Origin of the sequence: Dictyoglomus turgidum DSM 6724 (genome assembly GCF_000021645.1) — a bacterium.
Taxonomy (GTDB): domain Bacteria; phylum Dictyoglomota; class Dictyoglomia; order Dictyoglomales; family Dictyoglomaceae; genus Dictyoglomus; species Dictyoglomus turgidum.
In genome coordinates, this window is sequence record NC_011661.1 from 1,298,873 (window position 1) to 1,317,137 (window position 18,265).

General features: G+C 35.3%; 16 protein-coding genes and 3 tRNA genes. 13 read left to right on the forward strand and 6 right to left on the reverse strand.

The window, feature by feature from the left end; translation table 11 throughout:
* The first annotated feature begins 90 nt into the window (after positions 1–90).
* Positions 91–1,218: a DUF362 domain-containing protein gene (locus DTUR_RS06625; RefSeq protein ID WP_012583642.1), complete on the forward strand. Its 1,128-nt coding sequence runs from the start codon at positions 91–93 to the stop codon at positions 1,216–1,218.
* Here DTUR_RS06625 and DTUR_RS06630 read toward each other — a convergent pair.
* On the reverse strand, positions 1,202–2,188 hold the full coding sequence (locus DTUR_RS06630; RefSeq protein WP_012583643.1) for a Gfo/Idh/MocA family protein: 987 nt from the start codon (positions 2,186–2,188) through the stop codon (positions 1,202–1,204). The genes DTUR_RS06625 and DTUR_RS06630 overlap by 17 nt on opposite strands.
* 169 nt (positions 2,189–2,357) lie before the next feature.
* Here DTUR_RS06630 and DTUR_RS06635 point away from each other — a divergent pair.
* The 4 genes from DTUR_RS06635 to DTUR_RS06650 all read left to right on the forward strand — a co-directional run bounded on the left by DTUR_RS06635 (position 2,358) and on the right by DTUR_RS06650 (position 3,381).
* Positions 2,358–2,433 (forward strand) — tRNA-Lys (locus DTUR_RS06635).
* 7 nt (positions 2,434–2,440) lie between these two features.
* Positions 2,441–2,518: transfer RNA gene (locus DTUR_RS06640), tRNA-Glu, on the forward strand.
* Positions 2,519–2,524: 6 nt separating this feature from the next.
* Positions 2,525–2,600 (forward strand) — tRNA-Val (locus DTUR_RS06645).
* Between the two features lie 97 nt (positions 2,601–2,697).
* A complete protein-coding gene (locus DTUR_RS06650; RefSeq protein WP_012583644.1) occupies positions 2,698–3,381 on the forward strand; it encodes a tyrosine-type recombinase/integrase in 684 nt (227 codons plus the stop codon).
* Positions 3,382–3,426: 45 nt separating this feature from the next.
* Here DTUR_RS06650 and DTUR_RS06655 read toward each other — a convergent pair whose 3' ends face one another.
* Positions 3,427–4,902: an Ig-like domain-containing protein gene (locus tag DTUR_RS06655; RefSeq protein WP_012583645.1), complete on the reverse strand. Its 1,476-nt coding sequence runs from the start codon at positions 4,900–4,902 to the stop codon at positions 3,427–3,429.
* A 327-nt stretch (positions 4,903–5,229) separates the two neighbouring features.
* Here DTUR_RS06655 and DTUR_RS09570 point away from each other — a divergent pair, with 327 nt between their 5' ends.
* Positions 5,230–5,358 carry a hypothetical protein gene (locus tag DTUR_RS09570; RefSeq protein WP_278007861.1) on the forward strand — a complete coding sequence of 43 codons (129 nt, stop codon included), beginning with the start codon at positions 5,230–5,232 and terminating at the stop codon, positions 5,356–5,358.
* A 65-nt stretch (positions 5,359–5,423) separates the two neighbouring features.
* Here DTUR_RS09570 and DTUR_RS06660 read toward each other — a convergent pair whose 3' ends face one another.
* Positions 5,424–6,626 carry a lipoprotein gene (locus DTUR_RS06660; protein WP_012583646.1) on the reverse strand — a complete coding sequence of 401 codons (1,203 nt, stop codon included), beginning with the start codon at positions 6,624–6,626 and terminating at the stop codon, positions 5,424–5,426.
* A 327-nt stretch (positions 6,627–6,953) separates the two neighbouring features.
* Here DTUR_RS06660 and DTUR_RS06665 point away from each other — a divergent pair, with 327 nt between their 5' ends.
* Positions 6,954–7,145: a type II toxin-antitoxin system RelE family toxin gene (locus tag DTUR_RS06665; protein WP_164931017.1), complete on the forward strand. Its 192-nt coding sequence runs from the start codon at positions 6,954–6,956 to the stop codon at positions 7,143–7,145.
* 49 nt (positions 7,146–7,194) lie between these two features.
* On the opposite strand, the gene DTUR_RS06670 is transcribed toward DTUR_RS06665, so the two are convergent.
* From DTUR_RS06670 to DTUR_RS06680, 3 genes are all read right to left on the reverse strand, one after another.
* The gene (locus tag DTUR_RS06670; RefSeq protein ID WP_012583648.1) at positions 7,195–8,400 is read right to left on the reverse strand and encodes a lipoprotein; all 1,206 of its coding nucleotides are present in this window, start codon (positions 8,398–8,400) and stop codon (positions 7,195–7,197) included.
* Positions 8,401–8,749: 349 nt separating this feature from the next.
* Entirely contained in the window at positions 8,750–9,961 is a 1,212-nt protein-coding gene (locus tag DTUR_RS06675) for a lipoprotein (RefSeq protein WP_012583649.1), read from the reverse strand.
* Positions 9,962–10,108: 147 nt separating this feature from the next.
* Positions 10,109–10,321: a hypothetical protein gene (locus tag DTUR_RS06680; RefSeq protein ID WP_012583650.1), complete on the reverse strand. Its 213-nt coding sequence runs from the start codon at positions 10,319–10,321 to the stop codon at positions 10,109–10,111.
* A gap of 345 nt (positions 10,322–10,666) precedes the next feature.
* On the opposite strand from DTUR_RS06680, the gene DTUR_RS06685 reads away from it, so the two are divergent.
* The 6 genes from DTUR_RS06685 to DTUR_RS06710 all read left to right on the forward strand — a co-directional run bounded on the left by DTUR_RS06685 (position 10,667) and on the right by DTUR_RS06710 (position 18,176).
* The gene (locus tag DTUR_RS06685; RefSeq protein ID WP_164931018.1) at positions 10,667–11,062 is read left to right on the forward strand and encodes a helix-turn-helix domain-containing protein; all 396 of its coding nucleotides are present in this window, start codon (positions 10,667–10,669) and stop codon (positions 11,060–11,062) included.
* A 19-nt stretch (positions 11,063–11,081) separates the two neighbouring features.
* Complete coding sequence (locus tag DTUR_RS06690; RefSeq protein WP_012583652.1) at positions 11,082–11,513, forward strand: ImmA/IrrE family metallo-endopeptidase; 432 nt, start codon at positions 11,082–11,084, stop codon at positions 11,511–11,513.
* A gap of 88 nt (positions 11,514–11,601) precedes the next feature.
* Positions 11,602–14,649: a site-specific DNA-methyltransferase gene (locus DTUR_RS06695; protein WP_012583653.1), complete on the forward strand. Its 3,048-nt coding sequence runs from the start codon at positions 11,602–11,604 to the stop codon at positions 14,647–14,649.
* Positions 14,650–14,651: 2 nt separating this feature from the next.
* Positions 14,652–14,951: a nucleotidyltransferase family protein gene (locus DTUR_RS06700; RefSeq protein WP_012583654.1), complete on the forward strand. Its 300-nt coding sequence runs from the start codon at positions 14,652–14,654 to the stop codon at positions 14,949–14,951.
* A gap of 54 nt (positions 14,952–15,005) precedes the next feature.
* A complete protein-coding gene (locus DTUR_RS06705; protein WP_164931019.1) occupies positions 15,006–15,119 on the forward strand; it encodes a HepT-like ribonuclease domain-containing protein in 114 nt (37 codons plus the stop codon).
* A 3-nt stretch (positions 15,120–15,122) separates the two neighbouring features.
* A complete protein-coding gene (locus DTUR_RS06710) occupies positions 15,123–18,176 on the forward strand; it encodes a DEAD/DEAH box helicase family protein (RefSeq protein ID WP_012583655.1) in 3,054 nt (1,017 codons plus the stop codon).
* Positions 18,177–18,265 lie beyond the last annotated feature (89 nt).

An 18,265-nucleotide genomic window follows, 5' to 3' on the forward strand; every position in this document is an offset into this window, starting at 1 on the left:
TTTAATAATAAAGCATTATACTTTATTGTTTATTTAATATAGTACATAATCTTTGCATAATATTAAAATATTAAGACTAGGAGGTTCTCCATGAACAAGGTTGCTATAACAAGGACAAAGGATGATATATACAAATCAGTTGGAGATGCTATAGACCTAATTGGTGGAATAGAAAAATACGTAAAAAGAGGAGACATAGTCTTGATAAAGCCTAATGCATTTATTAGCAAGGAAGAAAAAGGATTCATTTCTGACTCTCAAGTAGTATTATCTCTTGCTAAACTTTGTAAAGAGCAAGGAGCAAAAGAAGTATATATTGGAGAAAGAACTCCTACCGTTTTTAAATGGTACAAGAAAGAAGAGATAAATTTTGCAAAAGTTATATGTTTCGACGATCCTCCTCATAATTTAAAAACTTTACCTGAGGCAGAAGTAATTAAATCTGCAGTTCCTATTCCTCCAATTGTGGAAGAATGCGATGTGTTTATAAATGTTCCTGGACTAAGATTTCATGCTTTAACAATAATTTCTAATGGAATGAAAAATATAATGGGAATTATGCCTAAAGAAACTACTTTGCTAATTCATGTATCAGGTTTAGAAGACGCCATAGTAGATCTAAATAGATTTAGAAAGAGTGACCTTGTAATAACTACTGCAATAAACACCCTTGTAGGAAATTTCCCTGTGGGTGGCTATGGCATAGAAAGCAATACACTAATCGTAGGAGACAACGTGGTAGCGGTAGATTCTATAGCTGCAAGAGTATTAAAAGTAGATCCTTATAAGATAAGACATCTAACTCTTGCAAAGAAATTTAGCCTTGGTCCTATAGATCTTTCCGAGATTGAGCTCTTGGGTGTACCTATAGAATCTCTTGAGTGGAGAGAGAAAATTGTAGAGCCAACATTAGAATATGAAGAATTTAGAGATAAAATTAACATTATTGACCCATCAAAAAGTTGTCCTAGTTGTAAAAGAGCAATGGCAAGTGGAATTGCTGGTATCTTTGAAGAAGATCCAAACGCTGATTTGAAGGATATAACTGTGGTAATTGGACCTGTAGAGGATTTAAACAAATATAAACTCACAAAAAAATTAATCCTTTTTGGAAATTGTACTTTTCCCTATAAAGATCAAGGATTATATGTACAAGGATGTCCACCAAGAGCAAATATGGCAAAACAGGCCATAAAAAAGATCATGGAAGGTAAATAATCTTATTTTTGTCTGCTGATTGCCTAGCTAAAAGAGCTACTTCTGTAGCATAAAAAGACTCTTCTGCTGTTACCATACAGCTCCCATTACCTTTTATTTCTTTCAAAAAATCCACAAATATATTTCCTCTACCTTCAAGGGGAAGCTCTTGATTTTTATAGTCTTTGTTAGTCAAAAACACCTTATTAAATATAACTTCTATTACTCCATCAGTACCTACAATTCTCATACGATCATCATCGTGAGATAAAGCATTTTCAGGACGAAGATAATCTATGCTCAAAGAAGCAAAAATTTCGTCCTCCAACGTAAAATGACAAAGAGCTGTAACTTCAAGATCTCCATGATCTTTATTGTATTTCCTTGAATGGGTTGCATATATAGTCTTAAACCTTTTATGAGTAAACCAATGAATCCAATCTATAGCATGAATTCCCACCCATGGAATAGTTCCACCATAAGTCTCTCTTTTTTTATAAAATTCATCTCTTCTACCCAACTTATAAGACTTTTGAGTATTTATTAATCTTATCTCTCCTATGGCTCCTTCTCTTACGAATTTATAAGCAGTAAAAAACCATGGTTTATACCTTATTCCAAACATAGCACAAAGTCTTTTACCAGACTGATAATAAACTCTTTTTAATGCTTTAAGATCTTCCATTGTAGTAGCTAAGGGTTTCTCTGTAAAAACATGGCAACCATAACTTAAAGCTTTGATATTAACCTTAGCTATATCTCCAAAATGACAGGCAACCACTGCAACATCAGGAGAAAGCTCTTCTAACATTACCTCATAATCACCATAAACCTTTCCCTTAAAATTTTCACCAAGCATATTTAAAACTTTATCTATGCTCTCTCCTTTGGAACCGGGGGCTACCCCAACAACTTCGCATTCTTTATCAAGCCCTATACCTTCGATAGCATAATTTATGTGTCCTGAAGAGCCAATTATAACTATCTTCATAATCTTAAAGTCCTCCTACTTCGGTATTATAAGGTATTATAACAAAAGACGGGTTATTGAAAATTATGTATTTTTTTGGTAGAATACTTGTCGGAGAAGTTAAGGAAAATTTTGTACCTTGGAATTATTGACAAAATAAGACAAATATAGTATATAAAAATACTCGTGTGAGCCGCTAGCTCAGTCGGTAGAGCACCTGACTTTTAATCAGGGGGTCACAGGTTCGATTCCTGTGCGGCTCACCAAGATAAAGCCCTCATCGTCTAGCCCGGCCTAGGACACCGCTCTTTCAAGGCGGTGACGGGGGTTCGAATCCCCCTGAGGGCGCCATAAAGTGGGCGGATAGCTCAGTGGTTAGAGCGCCTGCCTTACAAGCAGGAGGTCGTAGGTTCAAGTCCTGCTCCGCCCACCATCTTTTTTAAACTTAGTTTTCATCTCTATTTTCTCTTTTTTAATCTTATTCTTAAATCTTCATCTCTGCCCCTCTTTTTGAAGGAGGCAGGCGTACTATGAAAAACCAAGTTAAATCCTGGAAATCCCTCCTTGATAATTTTTTCTTTGTCTCCCAAGTGAATGGTAAAAGACCTAAAACCCTTCAGTGGTACAAAGAAACTTTAATTCCCTTCACTAAGTCTGTCCCCTTAGAAGAGCTTTCTGTTTACTCTATCCAGAAATATATTTCATCCCTTAGAGAAAGGGGACTAAAGCCTGCCTCTATTGACACTCACATTAGAGCTATAAAATCTTTTCTTCACTTCCTATATGATGAAGGATATTTAGAAGAAAATATTTCAGCAAAAATTAAAAGATATAAACTTCCAAAAAGTTATCCTCATATTTTAAACGATGAACAAATACTTAATTTACTCAAGGTTTGCGATAAAAAATCATGGGATAGTTTTAGAAATTATGTAATTGTTCTTACCTTTTTAGATACTGGGATAAGGCTATCTGAACTTTTAAACCTCACTGTAAATGATGTAAATTTACCCAAAAGGAGTATTTTCATTAGAAGTGGAAAGGGAGAAAAAGATAGAGAAGTTTACATGGGAAAGACTCTTGTAAGGGAGATGGCAAAGTGGTTAAAAATGAGAGGATATTTTCCATATGAAGAAAGAGTATTTATTACAAAACAAGGATATCCTCTAAATAAAAGAGGAGTAGAAAGGATATTTACAAAGATACCTAAATAAAAAAGGGAGCAAGGATTCTCTCCCTGCTCCCCAACCCGTCACTTATCACTGAGTAGGATATGGTCCTGTATTTCCTTCTGAATCTGTTTTTATTATGTAAAAATCAGCAGATCCTGCACCAAAAGAAGATGTCCCTCCTGCAACTATATATCCTCCATCACTTGTCTGCTGTATGGAATAAGCCCGATCATAACTGCTTCCTCCATAGGTTTTCTCCCAAACCTTATCCCCATTACTGTCAAGCTTTATTATGTAAAAATCCCCATTTCCTGCACCAAAAGACTCTGTATATCCTGCAACTATATATCCTCCATCACTTGTCTGCTGTATGGAATAAGCCTCATCATAACTGCTTCCTCCATAGGTTTTCTCCCAAACCTTATCCCCATTACTGTCAAGCTTTATTATGTAAAAATCAGAACGTCCTGCACCAAAAGAATTTGTATATCCTGCAACTATATATCCTCCATCACTTGTCTGCTGTATGGAATAAGCCTCATCATAACTGCTTCCTCCATAGGTTTTCTCCCAAACCTTATCCCCATTACTGTCAAGCTTTATTATGTAAAAATCATCATATCCTGCACCAAAAGAATATGTCGTTCCTGCAACTATATATCCTCCATCAGTTGTCTGCTGTATGGAACGAGCCCATTCATCATTGCTTCCTCCATAGGTTTTCCCCCAAACCTTATTCCCATTACTGTCAAGCTTTATTATGTAAAAATCAGAACCTCCTGCACCAAAAGAAGATGTCTCTCCTGCAACTATATATCCTCCATCACTTGTCTGCTGTATGGAATAAGCCCAATCCCAAGAGCTTCCTCCATAGGTTTTCCCCCAAACCTTATTCCCATTACTGTCAAGCTTTATTATGTAAAAATCAGCAGATCCTGCACCAAAAGAATATGTCCCTCCTGCAACTATATATCCTCCATCACTTGTCTGCTGTATGGAATAAGCCACATCATTCTCGCTTCCTCCATAGGTTTTCTCCCAAACCTTATTCCCATTACTATCAAGCTTTATTATGTAAAAATCCATATTTCCTGCACCAAAAGACTCTGTCCATCCTGCAACTATATATCCTCCATCAGTTGTCTGCTGTATGGAAGAAGCCCAATCCAAATTGCTTCCTCCATAAGTTTTTTGCCAGACTTGCTGTTGAGCATTTTGCACATTTACAGTTATACTTGCACTTCCTACATTCCCTGCATTATCTATTGCTCTAACCTGTATTGTATGATTCCCATCTGCATATTGAGTAGTATTCCAGCTATACTCATAAGGACTTGATGTATCTTCTCCCACTTTTGTTCCATCAATGTAAAATTCTACTTTTGAAACTCCTACGTTATCACTTGCGGTTGCCCGTATTATGACAGTTCCAGAAACAGTTTGACCATCTTGAGGATTTGTAATTGTTACTTGTGGTGGAGTTGTATCCTTTTTAGGTGAACATCCTGAAATTAAAAGGGAAAAGATAAGGAAAACTGAAAGAAGAAGAAAAAATTTTCTCATTCCTCTTTCACCTTCTTTCTTAACTAAATTAAGATGAGATAAGTAGGATAAAAGATTTAAATTGTGGTTTATTTTAAGCTATATGCCCTAATTTTATCCTTTTTTCACTTTCTATTTTAAGTAGCTCTTTTAAAAAAGTCAATTCTTCTATTCCCTGACCTGTAATCAGTATTTAAAAAAGGATGCCTCCTTGTGGTAGAATTTGAAGGCGATTTTATATGTTTATTTTACCAAATTTACCTCAATAATCGTAGAAGATTTCCGCTAATATTTTTGTAAGAAGATAAAGATAAGCAAGAAAAGAAAGTTAGTCCTAATATTTGAGGGATGATAAAAGTGATTACAGGTCAGCCATTTTATCCCTTCTTTCCATACACAAAATTATTTTATACTACCGGATATGCTGTTGATCCTTTAAAATATGCAAGAAAATTAATAAGTCAAAAGATTGGATAAAAAATATTACACAAAATAAAAAAGGGGAGCAAGGATTCTCTCCCTGCTCCCCAACTTATCACTTATCACTGAGTAGGATATGGTCCTGTATTTCCTTCTGAATCTGTTTTTATTATGTAAAAATCCCCTCCTGCACCAAAAGAATATGTCCCTCCTGCAACTATATATCCTCCATCAGTTGTCTGCTGTATGGAAGAAGCCTCATCATCATTGCTTCCTCCATAGGTTTTCTCCCAAACCTTATCCCCATTACTATCAAGCTTTATTATGTAAAAATCAGAATATCCTGCACCAAAAGACTCTGTATATCCTGCAACTATATATCCTCCATCACTTGTCTGCTGTATGGAATAAGCCTCATCATAACTGCTTCCTCCATAGGTTTTCTCCCAAACCTTATCCCCATTACTGTCAAGCTTTATTATGTAAAAATCCCCATTTCCTGCACCAAAAGAATTTGTATATCCTGCAACTATATATCCTCCATCAGTTGTCTGCTGTATGGAAGAAGCCCGATCCCAAGAGCTTCCTCCATAGGTTTTCTCCCAAACCTTATCCCCATTACTATCAAGCTTTATTATGTAAAAATCAGCAGATCCTGCACCAAAAGAATATGTCCCTCCTGCAACTATATATCCTCCATCACTTGTCTGCTGTATGGAAGAAGCCCAATCATCATCGCTTCCTCCATAGGTTTTCTCCCAAACCTTATTCCCATTACTATCAAGCTTTATTATGTAAAAATCCCCTCCTGCACCAAAAGAAGATGTCCCTCCTGCAACTATATATCCTCCATCACTTGTCTGCTGTATGGAACGAGCCACATCATTCTCGCTTCCTCCATAGGTTTTCTCCCAAACCTTATCCCCATTACTATCAAGCTTTATTATGTAAAAATCAGCATATCCTGCACCAAAAGAATATGTCCCTCCTACAACTATATATCCTCCATCACTTGTCTGCTGTATGGAACGAGCCCAATCATCATTGCTTCCTCCATAGGTTTTCTCCCAAACCTTATTCCCATTACTATCAAGCTTTATTATGTAAAAATCCCTATTTCCTGCACCAAAAGACCATGTATATCCTGCAACTATATATCCTCCATCACTTGTCTGCTGTATGGAATAAGCATAATCAGAACTGCTTCCTCCATAGGTTTTTTGCCAGACTTGCTGTGGTGGAGTTGTATCCTTTTTAGGTGCACAGCCTGAAATTAAAAGGGAAAAGATAAGGAAAACTGAAAGAAGAAGAAAAAATTTTCTCATTCCTCTTTCACCTTCTTTCTTAACTAAATTAAGATGAGATAAGTAGGATAAAAGCTTTAAATTGTGGTTTATTTTAAGCTATATGTCCTAATTTTATCCTTTTTTTACTTTCTATTTTAAGTAGTTCTTTTAAAAAAATCAATTCTTCTATTCCCTGACCTGTAATCAGTATTTAAAAAAGGATGCCTCCTTGTGGTAGAATTTGAAGGCGATTTTATATGTTTATTTTACCAAATTTACCTCAATAATCGTAGAAGATTTCCGCTAATATTTTTGTAAGAAGATAAAGATAAGCAAGAAAAGAAAGTTAGTCCTAATATTTGAGGGATGATAAAAGTGATTACAGGTCAGCCATTTTATCCCTTCTTTCCATACACAAAATTATTTTATACTACCGGATATGCTGTTGATCCTTTAAAATATGCAAGAAAATTAATAAGTCAAAAGATTGGAACCTATAGATTTAGGATTGGAGATTATAGAGTTATCTTTGATAAGGATATTTACAAAGATACCTAAATAAAAAAGGGAGCAAGGATTCTCTCCCTGCTCCCCAACTTATCACTTATCACTGAGTAGGATATGGTCCTGTATTTCCTTCTGAATCTGTTTTTATTATGTAAAAATCACCATATCCTGCACCAAAAGAATTTGTATATCCTGCAACTATATACCCTCCATCTTTTGTTTGCTGTATTGAATTAGCCCAATCATCATTGCTTCCTCCAAAAGTTTTCTCCCAAACCTTATTCCCATTACTATCAAGCTTTATTATGTAAACATCACCTGCACCAAAAGACCATGTCACTCCTGCAACAATATATCCTCCATCGCTTGTCTGTTGTATGGAATAAGCCCTATCATCACTGCTTCCTCCAAAGGTTTTCTCCCACTTCATATTTCCATTACTACCAAGCTTTATTATGTAAACATCACCATATCCTGCACCAAAAGAATTTGTATATCCTGCAACGATATATCCCCCATCACTTGTTTGCTGTATGGAACAAGCATAATCAGAACTGCTTCCTCCATAGGTTTTCTCCCAAACCTCGTCCCCCTTGCTATCAAGCTTTATTATGTAAAAATCAGCAGATCCTGCACCAAAAGACCATGTCACTCCTGCAACAATATATCCTCCATCACTTGTCTGCTGTATGGAAAGAGCATAATCATCACTGCTTCCTCCAAAAGTTTTCTCCCACTTCATATTTCCATTACTATCAAGCTTTATTATGTAAACATCACCCTCTCCTTTACTAAAAGAATTTGTTCTTCCTGCGACAATATATCCCTCATCACTTGTTTGCTGTACGGAAAAAGCCTCATCCCAATCGCTTCCTCCAAAGGTTTTCTCCCACTTCATATTTCCATTACTATCAAGCTTTATTATGTAAACATCATAACTTCCTGCACCAAGAGAAGATGTTCTTCCTGCAACAATATATCCCCCATCAATTGTTTGCTGTATGGAAAAAGCCCAATCAGCATTACTTCCTCCAAAGGTTTTCTCCCACTTCATATTTCCATTGCTATCAATCTTTATTATGTAAACATAGTAAGATCCTGTGGCAAGAGGAGATGTCCATCCTGCAACAATATATCCTCCATCATTCGTCTGCTGTATTGAAGAGGCCTCATCACCAGAATCGCTTCCTCCATAGGTTTTTTGCCAGACTTGCTGTGGTAGAGTTGTATCCTTTTTAGGTGCACATCCTGAAATTAAAAGGAAAAAGATAAGGAAAACTGAAAGAAGAAGAAAAAATTTTCTCATCCCCTTCTCACCCCTTTATTAAGTAAATTAGGAGAAAAAGCAGGATAAAAAGTGGATTAAACGATGCTTTATCTTTAACTCTAATTTTTTATCCTTATTTTTATTTTCTATTTTAAATCTTTCTTGAAAAATTTTCAATATTTTTTCAATCTCCTTCCCCCTCATACACATCTAAAAATTTATAAAGCAAAAAAAATTTGCATGTAGGTCATTAAAAGGAAAAGGAGCACATTCAGGAATTAGAGTAATCTACGCTTATTATGAGGAAAATAGAGAAAGGATAAAAAAATATTATACAAAATAAAAAGGGGAGCAAGGATTCTCTCCCTGCTCCCCAACTTATCACTTATCACTGAGTAGGATATGGTCCTGTATTTCCTTCTGAATCTGTTTTTATTATGTAAAAATCCCTATTTCCTGCACCAAAAGACCTTGTCCATCCTGCAACTATATATCCTCCATCAGTTGTCTGCTGTATGGAACGAGCCCAATCATCATTGCTTCCTCCATAGGTTTTCTCCCAAACCTTATCCCCATTACTATCAAGCTTTATTATGTAAAAATTAGAACCTCCTGCACCAAAAGAATCTGTCAATCCTGCAACTATATATCCTCCATCAGTTGTCTGCTGTATGGAATAAGCCTCATCATAACTGCTTCCTCCATAGGTTTTCTCCCAAACCTTATCCCCATTACTATCAAGCTTTATTATGTAAAAATCATCATATCCTGCACCAAAAGAATCTGTCAATCCTGCAACTATATATCCTCCATCAGTTGTCTGCTGTATGGAAAAAGCCACATCATTCTTGCTTCCTCCATAGGTTTTCTCCCAAACCTTATCCCCATTACTGTCAAGCTTTATTATGTAAAAATCAGCAGATCCTGCACCAAAAGAATATGTCAATCCTGCAACTATATATCCTCCATCAGTTGTCTGCTGTATGGAAGAAGCCCAATCATCCCAATTGCTTCCTCCATAGGTTTTCTCCCAAACCTTATTCCCATTACTGTCAAGCTTTATTATGTAAAAATCCCCTCCTGCACCAAAAGACCATGTATATCCTGCAACTATATATCCTCCATCAGTTGTCTGCTGTATGGAATAAGCCCCATTATCCCAATCGCTTCTTCCATAGGTTTTCTCCCAAACCTTATTCCCATTACTGTCAAGCTTTATTATGTAAAAATCATAATATCCTGCACCAAAAGAATATGTCCCTCCTGCAACTATATATCCTCCATCACTTGTCTGCTGTATGGAAGAAGCCCGATCATAATACTCTCCTCCATAGGTTTTCTCCCAAACCTTATTCCCATTACTATCAAGCTTTATTATGTAAACATCCCTATTTCCTGCACCAAAAGACTCTGTCCATCCTGCAACTATATATCCTCCATCAGTTGTCTGCTGTATGGAAAAAGCCTCATCATCATTGCTTCCTCCATAAGTTTTTTGCCAGACTTGCTGTGGTGGAGTTGTATCCTTTTTAGGTGCACATCCTGAAATTAAAAGGGAAAAGATAAGGAAAACTGAAAGAAGAAGAAATATTTTTTTCATTCCTCTTTCACCTTCTTTCTTAACTAAATTAAGATGAGATAAGTAGGATAAAAGATTTAAATTGTGGTTTATTTTAAGCTATATACCCTAATTTTATCCTTTTTTTACTTTCTATTTTAAGTAGCTCTTTTAAAAAAGTCAATTCTTCTATTCCTTTTCCTCTCTATACCTTTCCAAAAATATCATTAAAATTATCCTTTTTTCCTTCTCAAAATATTTTTTCAGCCTGTAGATTAAAAAGTCCTCGTCATATCCACAAGAAATAAATCTCTCAACTGCGGTATCCATTACCTTTTTAAATTCTTCATATTCCCTTTCAAGATCCAAAAGCTCAATTAAATCTTTTATCTTTACTTCCATTTTATTAGCTCCAAAAATTTTTCCATGTTCATCACAACCAAAAATTCTTTTCTATCTGCCCTTAAAAATAAAAAGTCTTTTCCAAAGAGTCACTTGTAAATCTCTTTGAAGCCTTCTTTCCTTGCCTTTACCTCTCCTATATATTCTTTTCCATTAATGCTTACTCTTCATCACTCCAGCCTATTTCTTTTATTAATGCATGGATATATGCCACTTGTTTAACTGTTGCCTTATCAATTATTTGGGTCTCTTGATAATTTTTCATTTTTTATACCTCCTTACTTCCCATATGGGAATTATATTACAGTATAAATTTCTATTTGGGAATTGTCAATAGGAAAATTTATGTTTACATTTTGGAAAATATGTATTAAAATATACCTAAGTGGAAAAAGTAAGGTGAGAGAGATGGACGAGGACAAAGAAATAAAGATCATAAGTGAAAGACTCAAAGAAGTTCGTGAAAAAAGAGGACTAACTAAAAAAGAACTTGCTCTGAAAATAGGAGTATCTCCCTCCACAATAACAAGATATGAAGAGGAAGGAAGAGTACCAAAGCTTACTATATTAAAAAGAATCTCTGAAGTGCTTGATGTTTCCATAGACTATCTCCTTGGAAAGGAAGAGGTAAAAATTGCAACATGTCTCTCTTATGGAGATCTTTCTGACCTTCCTGAACCCGCAATAAAAAGCATTGAAGAATTCGTTGATTTTGTAAGAAAGAAGTATGGAAAAAAATAAATTAAATGTGAGGTGATGAATGCTTTCTAATCTTCTTGAGATGGTAGAGGAAGAAGGTATTCATTTAGAATGGTGGGACTTTAAGGAACCAATTTCCGCAGTTTATTTAGAGATGGAAGGGGTAAAGGTTATAGGGTTAAGAAGGGATATTAATAGAAGCAAAAAAGAGTTTAAATGTGCACTGGCAGAAGAGCTTGGACACTACTTTACAGGATCAACTTACAGTGATAGGAAGCCAGAAAATTACAGAGAAGAGATTGAAATATCAAGAAAAGAATATAGAGCAATGAAATGGAAAGTATCTTATCTTATTCCTGAGGAAGAATTTTTAGAGGCAGTAAGGAAAGGAATAACAGAAGTTTGGCAATTAGCTGAATATTTTGATTTACCTGAAGAATTAATAAAATTTTATTTAAAGCTTCCTAAGGTGCAGGAAAGTTTAGGAGGGTGATTGAGCCTTTCCTCACAAGATTTACCAACGCCATCCCATATTGGGAGCCCCTCAATGCATAGGAAAATGTAAATTTGGAGGATAAGGAATGAACACCATCCAGAAATTTCAAGAACTATTAAAGAATCTTTTTCAATTTGAATCCTCTGATTTGGACTTCGGAATTTACCGCATTTTAAATTACAAGCGTGAGATGATTGAGAAGTTTATTGAGAAAGACCTTGTAAATAAGGTTGAAACTGCCTTTGCAAGATATAAGGATAAAAGGATTGAAGACATCCAGCAGAGATTGGAAGAAGCAAAAAGAAAGATTATAGATACATTAGGAAATTCCGCTCTTACTCCAACTGGAGAATTAAAACCTGAATATAAAGACACACCTGTCGGTAAGGATTATCTTTCCATAAAAGCACAAAAGGAAGAAGCAGAAAAGATTGATGAGATAAAACTTCAGGTTTTCAACGACCTTTACAACTTCTTTTCAAGATATTATGAAGAAGGTGATTTTGTTCCCCAATACCGCTACTCAATAAAAGGGCATAAATATGCTATCCCCTATAACGGCGAGGAAGTAAAACTCTACTGGGCAAATGCCGAACAGTATTACACAAAGACAGGTCTTCTTTTCCGGGACTATGCCTTCTTTACCGATGCAAGCAAATCTTATAAGGTTTTATTCCGCATAGTTTCAGCAAAAGAGGAGTTGGGCTCAAATAAAGCAACAAAGGAGAGATTCTTCATCCTTGATGATGAAAAACCTGTAGAGTTAGAAGATAAGACCTTAATTATCCGTTTTCAGTATAGAGAGTTAACGGATGAGGAGGTAAAACATTACGAAGTAGAAGGTGGAAGCAACACAGCAAAACAAGAAAAAATCAATCAAAAAAGTTATGAAGAAATTTTAAATAATCTGAAAGAACTTTCACTTAAAGGTTTCTTGATACAAAACAAAAATGATAAACCACTACTTCTTTATCACATCTCAAGGTTTACTGCCAAAAACACCAAGGATTACTTTATCCATAAAAACCTCAAAAAATTCCTCTCCGAGCAACTGGATTACTTCATAAAATCCGAGGTTTTGGATATTGAAACACTGGAGAAAGAAAGATTTTTAGATAAACATATCACCAGGGCAAAGGTGGTAAGGGAAATAGGTTCCGCAATCATTGATTTTCTTTCACAGATTGAAGATTTTCAGAAAAGGTTATGGGAAAAGAAGAAGTTTGTTTTAAAGACAGATTATGTGATTACCATGGATAGGATTAAAGAGTGGACTGATGATGAGTTTTATAAAGAACTAATTGATAAGGTTTTGAGAAACAAGGAGCAGCTTGAAGAGTGGAAAGAACTTGGTTTTGGAGATATAAAAGATGAGAAGGATTTAGAAGGTAAAAAATTTCCGCTTGATACAAATTATTTTGATGAGGAGTTTAAGCTAAAACTTCTTGAAAAGATATCTGAAAAATATGATTTAGATGATGTTTTGGATGGAATTCTAATCAAGAGTGAAAATTGGCAGGCACTGAATTTGCTTTTGAATAAGTATAAAGAAAAAGTTCAAACAATTTATATTGACCCACCATTTAACAAAGAACAAGATGCTGATTATCTTTACAATGTGAGGTATAAGGATTCTACCTGGATAAGCATGCTTGAAAACAGGTTGCGACTTGCCAGGGATTTACTTTCCGATAAAGGAAGCATATTTGTCAGGTGCGATTACAACGGCAATATGTATGTTAGGCTTTTGATGAATGAGATTTTTGGAGAGGAGAATTTTAGGAATGAGATAACTATTAAAAGGACAGAAGGTAAGAGTAGAACAGAAGGACTTTCTTATTCTATTGCTACTGAAAGCTTATTGTTTTACGCCAAAAGCGAAAAACAATACTTTATGATCCCTTCTAGAAAGACTGATTTTTACAAGAATATGCTGGTATTATTAGAGAGGCTGAAAAAAGACGAAGAAAAATTAGAAGTCGTCAAAAATCTTTTTAAAGAAATATTTTGGATAGATTTAGATCACAGACCAGGTGAGCGAACTACTTCATCAGTAGTAAATGTTTTTGGAATAGAGTTTAAAGCTCCTGCTGGAAGACATTGGTTGTATAATCAAAATCGAATAGACGAAGCAATAAAAAAAGGAAAGGTTAGAATAGTTTGCGTTAAGTGTGAGGTTCCTTATTACTCTACAATTTCAAAATGTGAAATATGTGGCAAAAAAGAATTTAAAATTCAAATATTTTATGATGAAGAAAGCTTAACTACAAACTGGACTGATGAGATGAGTTATGCTCAATCTAATTTCTGGGGTATAAAATTCCCCACTGAAAACTCCGAAATCCTTTTAAAGCGTGTTATAGAATCTACTTCTAACCAAGGCGATTTAGTTATGGACTTCTTCCTCGGCTCAGGCACAACAACGGCAGTAGCACACAAACTTAAAAGAAAATGGATTGGAATTGAGATGGGAGAGCATTTCTGGACAGTAGTTTTGCCAAGAATGAAAAAAGTTTTGGCTTATGATAAATCAGGAATTTCAAAAGAAAAAGATGTTAAAGAAAAATACAATGAAAAAACAGCAGGTGGCTTTTTCAAATACCAAATCCTTGAACAATACGAAGACACTCTTGATAACATTGAGCTTAAAGAAAACAAAAAGGCACTGGAACTTTTTAAAGACGAATACCTTTTAAAATACTTCCTTGACTACGAAACAAGGGAAAGCCCATATCTCTTAAATATGGAAAGCCTCAAAGACCCTTTTGCTTACAAATTAAAGGTAAATCTCTCTGAAGTTGGTGAGCCACAGGAAATGGTGGTAGATATTCCGGAGACATTTAACTACCTTTTAGGATTAAAGGTAAAGAAGATAAAAGCAAGAGAAAACGATGGCAAAAGATACCTCTTTATCCTTGGAGAAAAAGAAGGAAAAAACATTGCGGTTGTCTGGCGCAAGTATTGTGATGATTGGAACGAAGAAGATTTCAAAAAGGATAAAGAGTTTATTGGAAGTGAACTAAAAGAATGGCAACCAAGCATTGTATATGTGAATGGGCAGAGTGTTTTGACACCAACAATGGGGGAAATAAGATACATTGAGCCTGAATTTAAGAGATTAATGGAGGAATAAGAATGAACAAAAAATTGCAGAATATAATAAAAACTATTGAAAGCTTAAAAGATAAGATAAAAAGGGATTATAAGGCAGAAATAGTGGGAATATTTGGTTCTTATGTGCGTGGAGAGCAAAAAAGGGGAAGTGACCTTGATTTACTCGTGAAATTTTATGATGGGGCTACTCTTTTTGAGTTTGTAGGGCTTGCTATCTTCCTTGAAGAAAAACTTGGCATTAAAAAGGTTGATATTGTCCCTTATGATACGGTAAAATCTGAAATCAGAGATAAAATTTTTAATGAGGCAATCTATTTATGAACAAAAGAAATGTAGAAATCTATCTAAAAGATATAATACAGGCGATGGAAAATAATGGTAGGTTTTAGAGACAAACTTATTCATTTTTATTTTGGGATCAAATATGAAATTGTTTGGGAGACAATAAAATCAAAAATTCCGGAATTAATTGAAGATTTGGGAAACTAAAAGATGAAACTTGAAAAATATCTCGTCTTAAACAAATATTTTCTCTCGCTTTTCGGCGTGGAGGAGTTTAAAGACTTAAAAAAGGAGTTAGAGAATACAAGTCCGGGCTATGATAGTGATGGCAGAAGTTATTTTGTCAATAAACTGAGGAGCCTGGATAATTTGAAAATCCCTCATGATGATCTTTTAAGATATGACGAAAATATCTCAAATTATGTCAAGAAAATAAATGAGAAGAGAGAGCCTAAGGTTACTCTTAAATACTTTCAATATTTAGCTGTCCTTTTCACGGAGATTTTCCTTGACAACTTAAAAAACAGAAAGCAGGAATTCCTGTATGAGCTTAACGATTTTCTTGGTAAATATAGACAGAAGGAGGAAATCACCCTCCTTGATAACTTCTCTGAGGATGACTTGAAAAAGCTTGCCTTCTGGATGGCAACTGGTTCAGGAAAAACATTAATTGCTCATATTAACTATTATCAATTCTTCCATTACCGATTATTCTCACCGGATAACATTCTTTTTATTACCCCAAATGAAGGTTTATCCAAACAGCATTTTGAGGAATTACAGAAGAGTGGAATCCCCTGCCTGCTCTATGGAGGGAGTCTAAATGGTGGTTTGAAAAGCGAAAGAGAAATTCTTGTCATTGAGATGACAAAATTTGTTGAAGAGAAAAAGGGAGGAGGTGTAACCCTACCCATTGATACTTTTGAAGGTAAAAATCTTGTATTTGTAGATGAAGGACATAAAGGCAGGAGGTCAGAAGAACAAAAATGGGCAAGATTAAGGAATGAACTTGCTAAAGATGGCTTTACCTTTGAATACAGTGCAACTTTTGGGCAGATTTTAAGTGAAAACCAGCCCGATATTCTTAAAGAATATGCCAAATCCATTATTTTTGATTATTCCTACAAATACTTTTATCTGGATGGCTATGGCAAAGACTTTTCTGTTTTGAATGTGAAGCAGGCAAAGATTTCTGAGCAGAGATTCCAGGAAACAATATTTTCTGCAAACCTTTTATCTTTCTACCAACAGCTTCTGGTTTATGAAGAAAACAAAGACTTGGCAAAAGAGCACAACCTTGAAAAACCACTATGGATATTTGTGGGAACAACAGTTACCGGTAAAGAAGAAGAGTCAGATGTTATCCAGATTGTGGAATTTATAAAGAAGGCAATAGAGGAAGAAGACTGGCTAAAAGAACAGGTAGATAACATTTTAAATGGTAAAACTGGATTAAAGGACGATAAAGATGAAGATGTGTTTAGCCGAAAGTTTGAAATTCTCAAGAAAAAAGGGGTTGATTTTGATGATCTTCAGAGGAAGGTTTTTGGTGGGAAAGGGGGATTTGGCATTTATGAGTTAAAAAATGCCGAAGGTGAACTTGGGTTAAAAGTAGGTGAAAATGATTACTTCGGCGTTATAAACATTGGCGATGTTTCTGGATTTAAAAAAGAGTTAGAAAAAAGGGGAATATCGGTTAGCGAGGATGCGATTTCAGGTTCACTCTTTGAAGACATTAAAAGGGAGAGCTCAAAGATTAATATTCTGATTGGTTCTAAAAAGTTTATTGAGGGCTGGGATACCTGGCGGGTATCCTCTATGGGTCTTTTAAATATAGGCAGAGGACAGGGGCCGCAGATTATTCAGCTTTTTGGTCGAGGGGTAAGATTAAAGGGCAAAGGGATGACGCTCAAAAGAAGTAGCGAGGAAAAGATTAAACTTCTGGAAAATCTTAATATTTTTGCAATTAAGGCAGATTATCTGAGCAAGTTCTTAGAGGCAATAAGTAAGGAAGAGATTGAGCTTGAGACCATTGAGATACCTGTTAAGCCACAACATGAAGATAAGTGGGCAAGCCTCCAGATTCCCTGGAAAGATGAAAGCAAGAAATTCGAAGAGGCGAAAGTTTTACCGTTAGAGATTGATAGCACGATTCATTTCACATTAGAGCTTTTGCCAAAGGTTTCTGAGTATTTAGCAAAGGAAAGAAAAGAGGCAGGAATAAAGACAGAGGAATTAAAGGTGGAGCCTGAAAGAGAAAGAATACCTGAAGACATTATAGAACTGCTTAACTGGGAAAGGATTTACCGCGAGATTTATGATTTTAAGATTGGGAGAGGATACTGGAATCTAATTTTTGATAAAGAGATGCTTAAGAATTTACTCATTTCAGATAGATACAAGATCTCCGCACTTCCAGAAATTTTAACTGTTAAGACCCAGGAAGATGTGAGGAGAATAGAAGACATAGCAATTTTGGTCCTTAAAAAATACATAGATATGTTTTATAAGAAATATGCCAGACAATTTGAGACAGATAATCTACACTATTACACTGTGGGGGAACAGTTGCCTCTATTTGCTTTTGAAAGCTCAGATGGACAGTATATCTACAAAGTGCAAGTAGACAAAAAAGAGAAGGAACTTATCCAGAAGATACGAAATCTGGTGAGGGATTTAAATAAATTACTTAAGGATGAAGATGAAACCCTGCCACGGGTTTATTTTGACAAGCACCTCTATGTACCAATCCTTCTTCAAAGTAAGAAGATAGAGAAGATAACTCCACCTGGGCTTGTTGAAAGTGAAGTAAGGTTTGTTAAAGGGTTGCGAGAACATTTAAGATCGCATCAGGAGCGATTTAAGGAATGTGAAATTTACTTGCTCCGCAACTTCCCGAAAATAGGCTTAGGTTTTCAACTTCAGTGGCATGGTTTTTATCCTGACTTTATTATGTGGCTAAAAGCGGGCAATAAACAGACTATTGTCTTTATTGACCCCAAAGGATTAGAACATACCAAAGGATTAGATGACGAGAAGATACAGTTTGCAAAAGAAATCAAAGAATTGGAACGAAAACTTGGCAAAAATAATATAAGACTGGAATCTTTCATACTTTCAAAGACTAACTATCAATCTTTAATAGATGGTATAAGTAGTCCACCAGAAAAAGACAAATACATAGAAAATCATGTCCTATTTTTAGAGGATAACAACTGGCCTGAAATATTATTTAGCAGTTTGATGAGGAAGAATGCACCATGAAGTTTAAAAGTTTAATCAAGAGATTAAAAAGCACGGCACAGCGTATAACACAGCATAAAAGGTTCGTGCCTTACAGTGCTTGCTTAAAT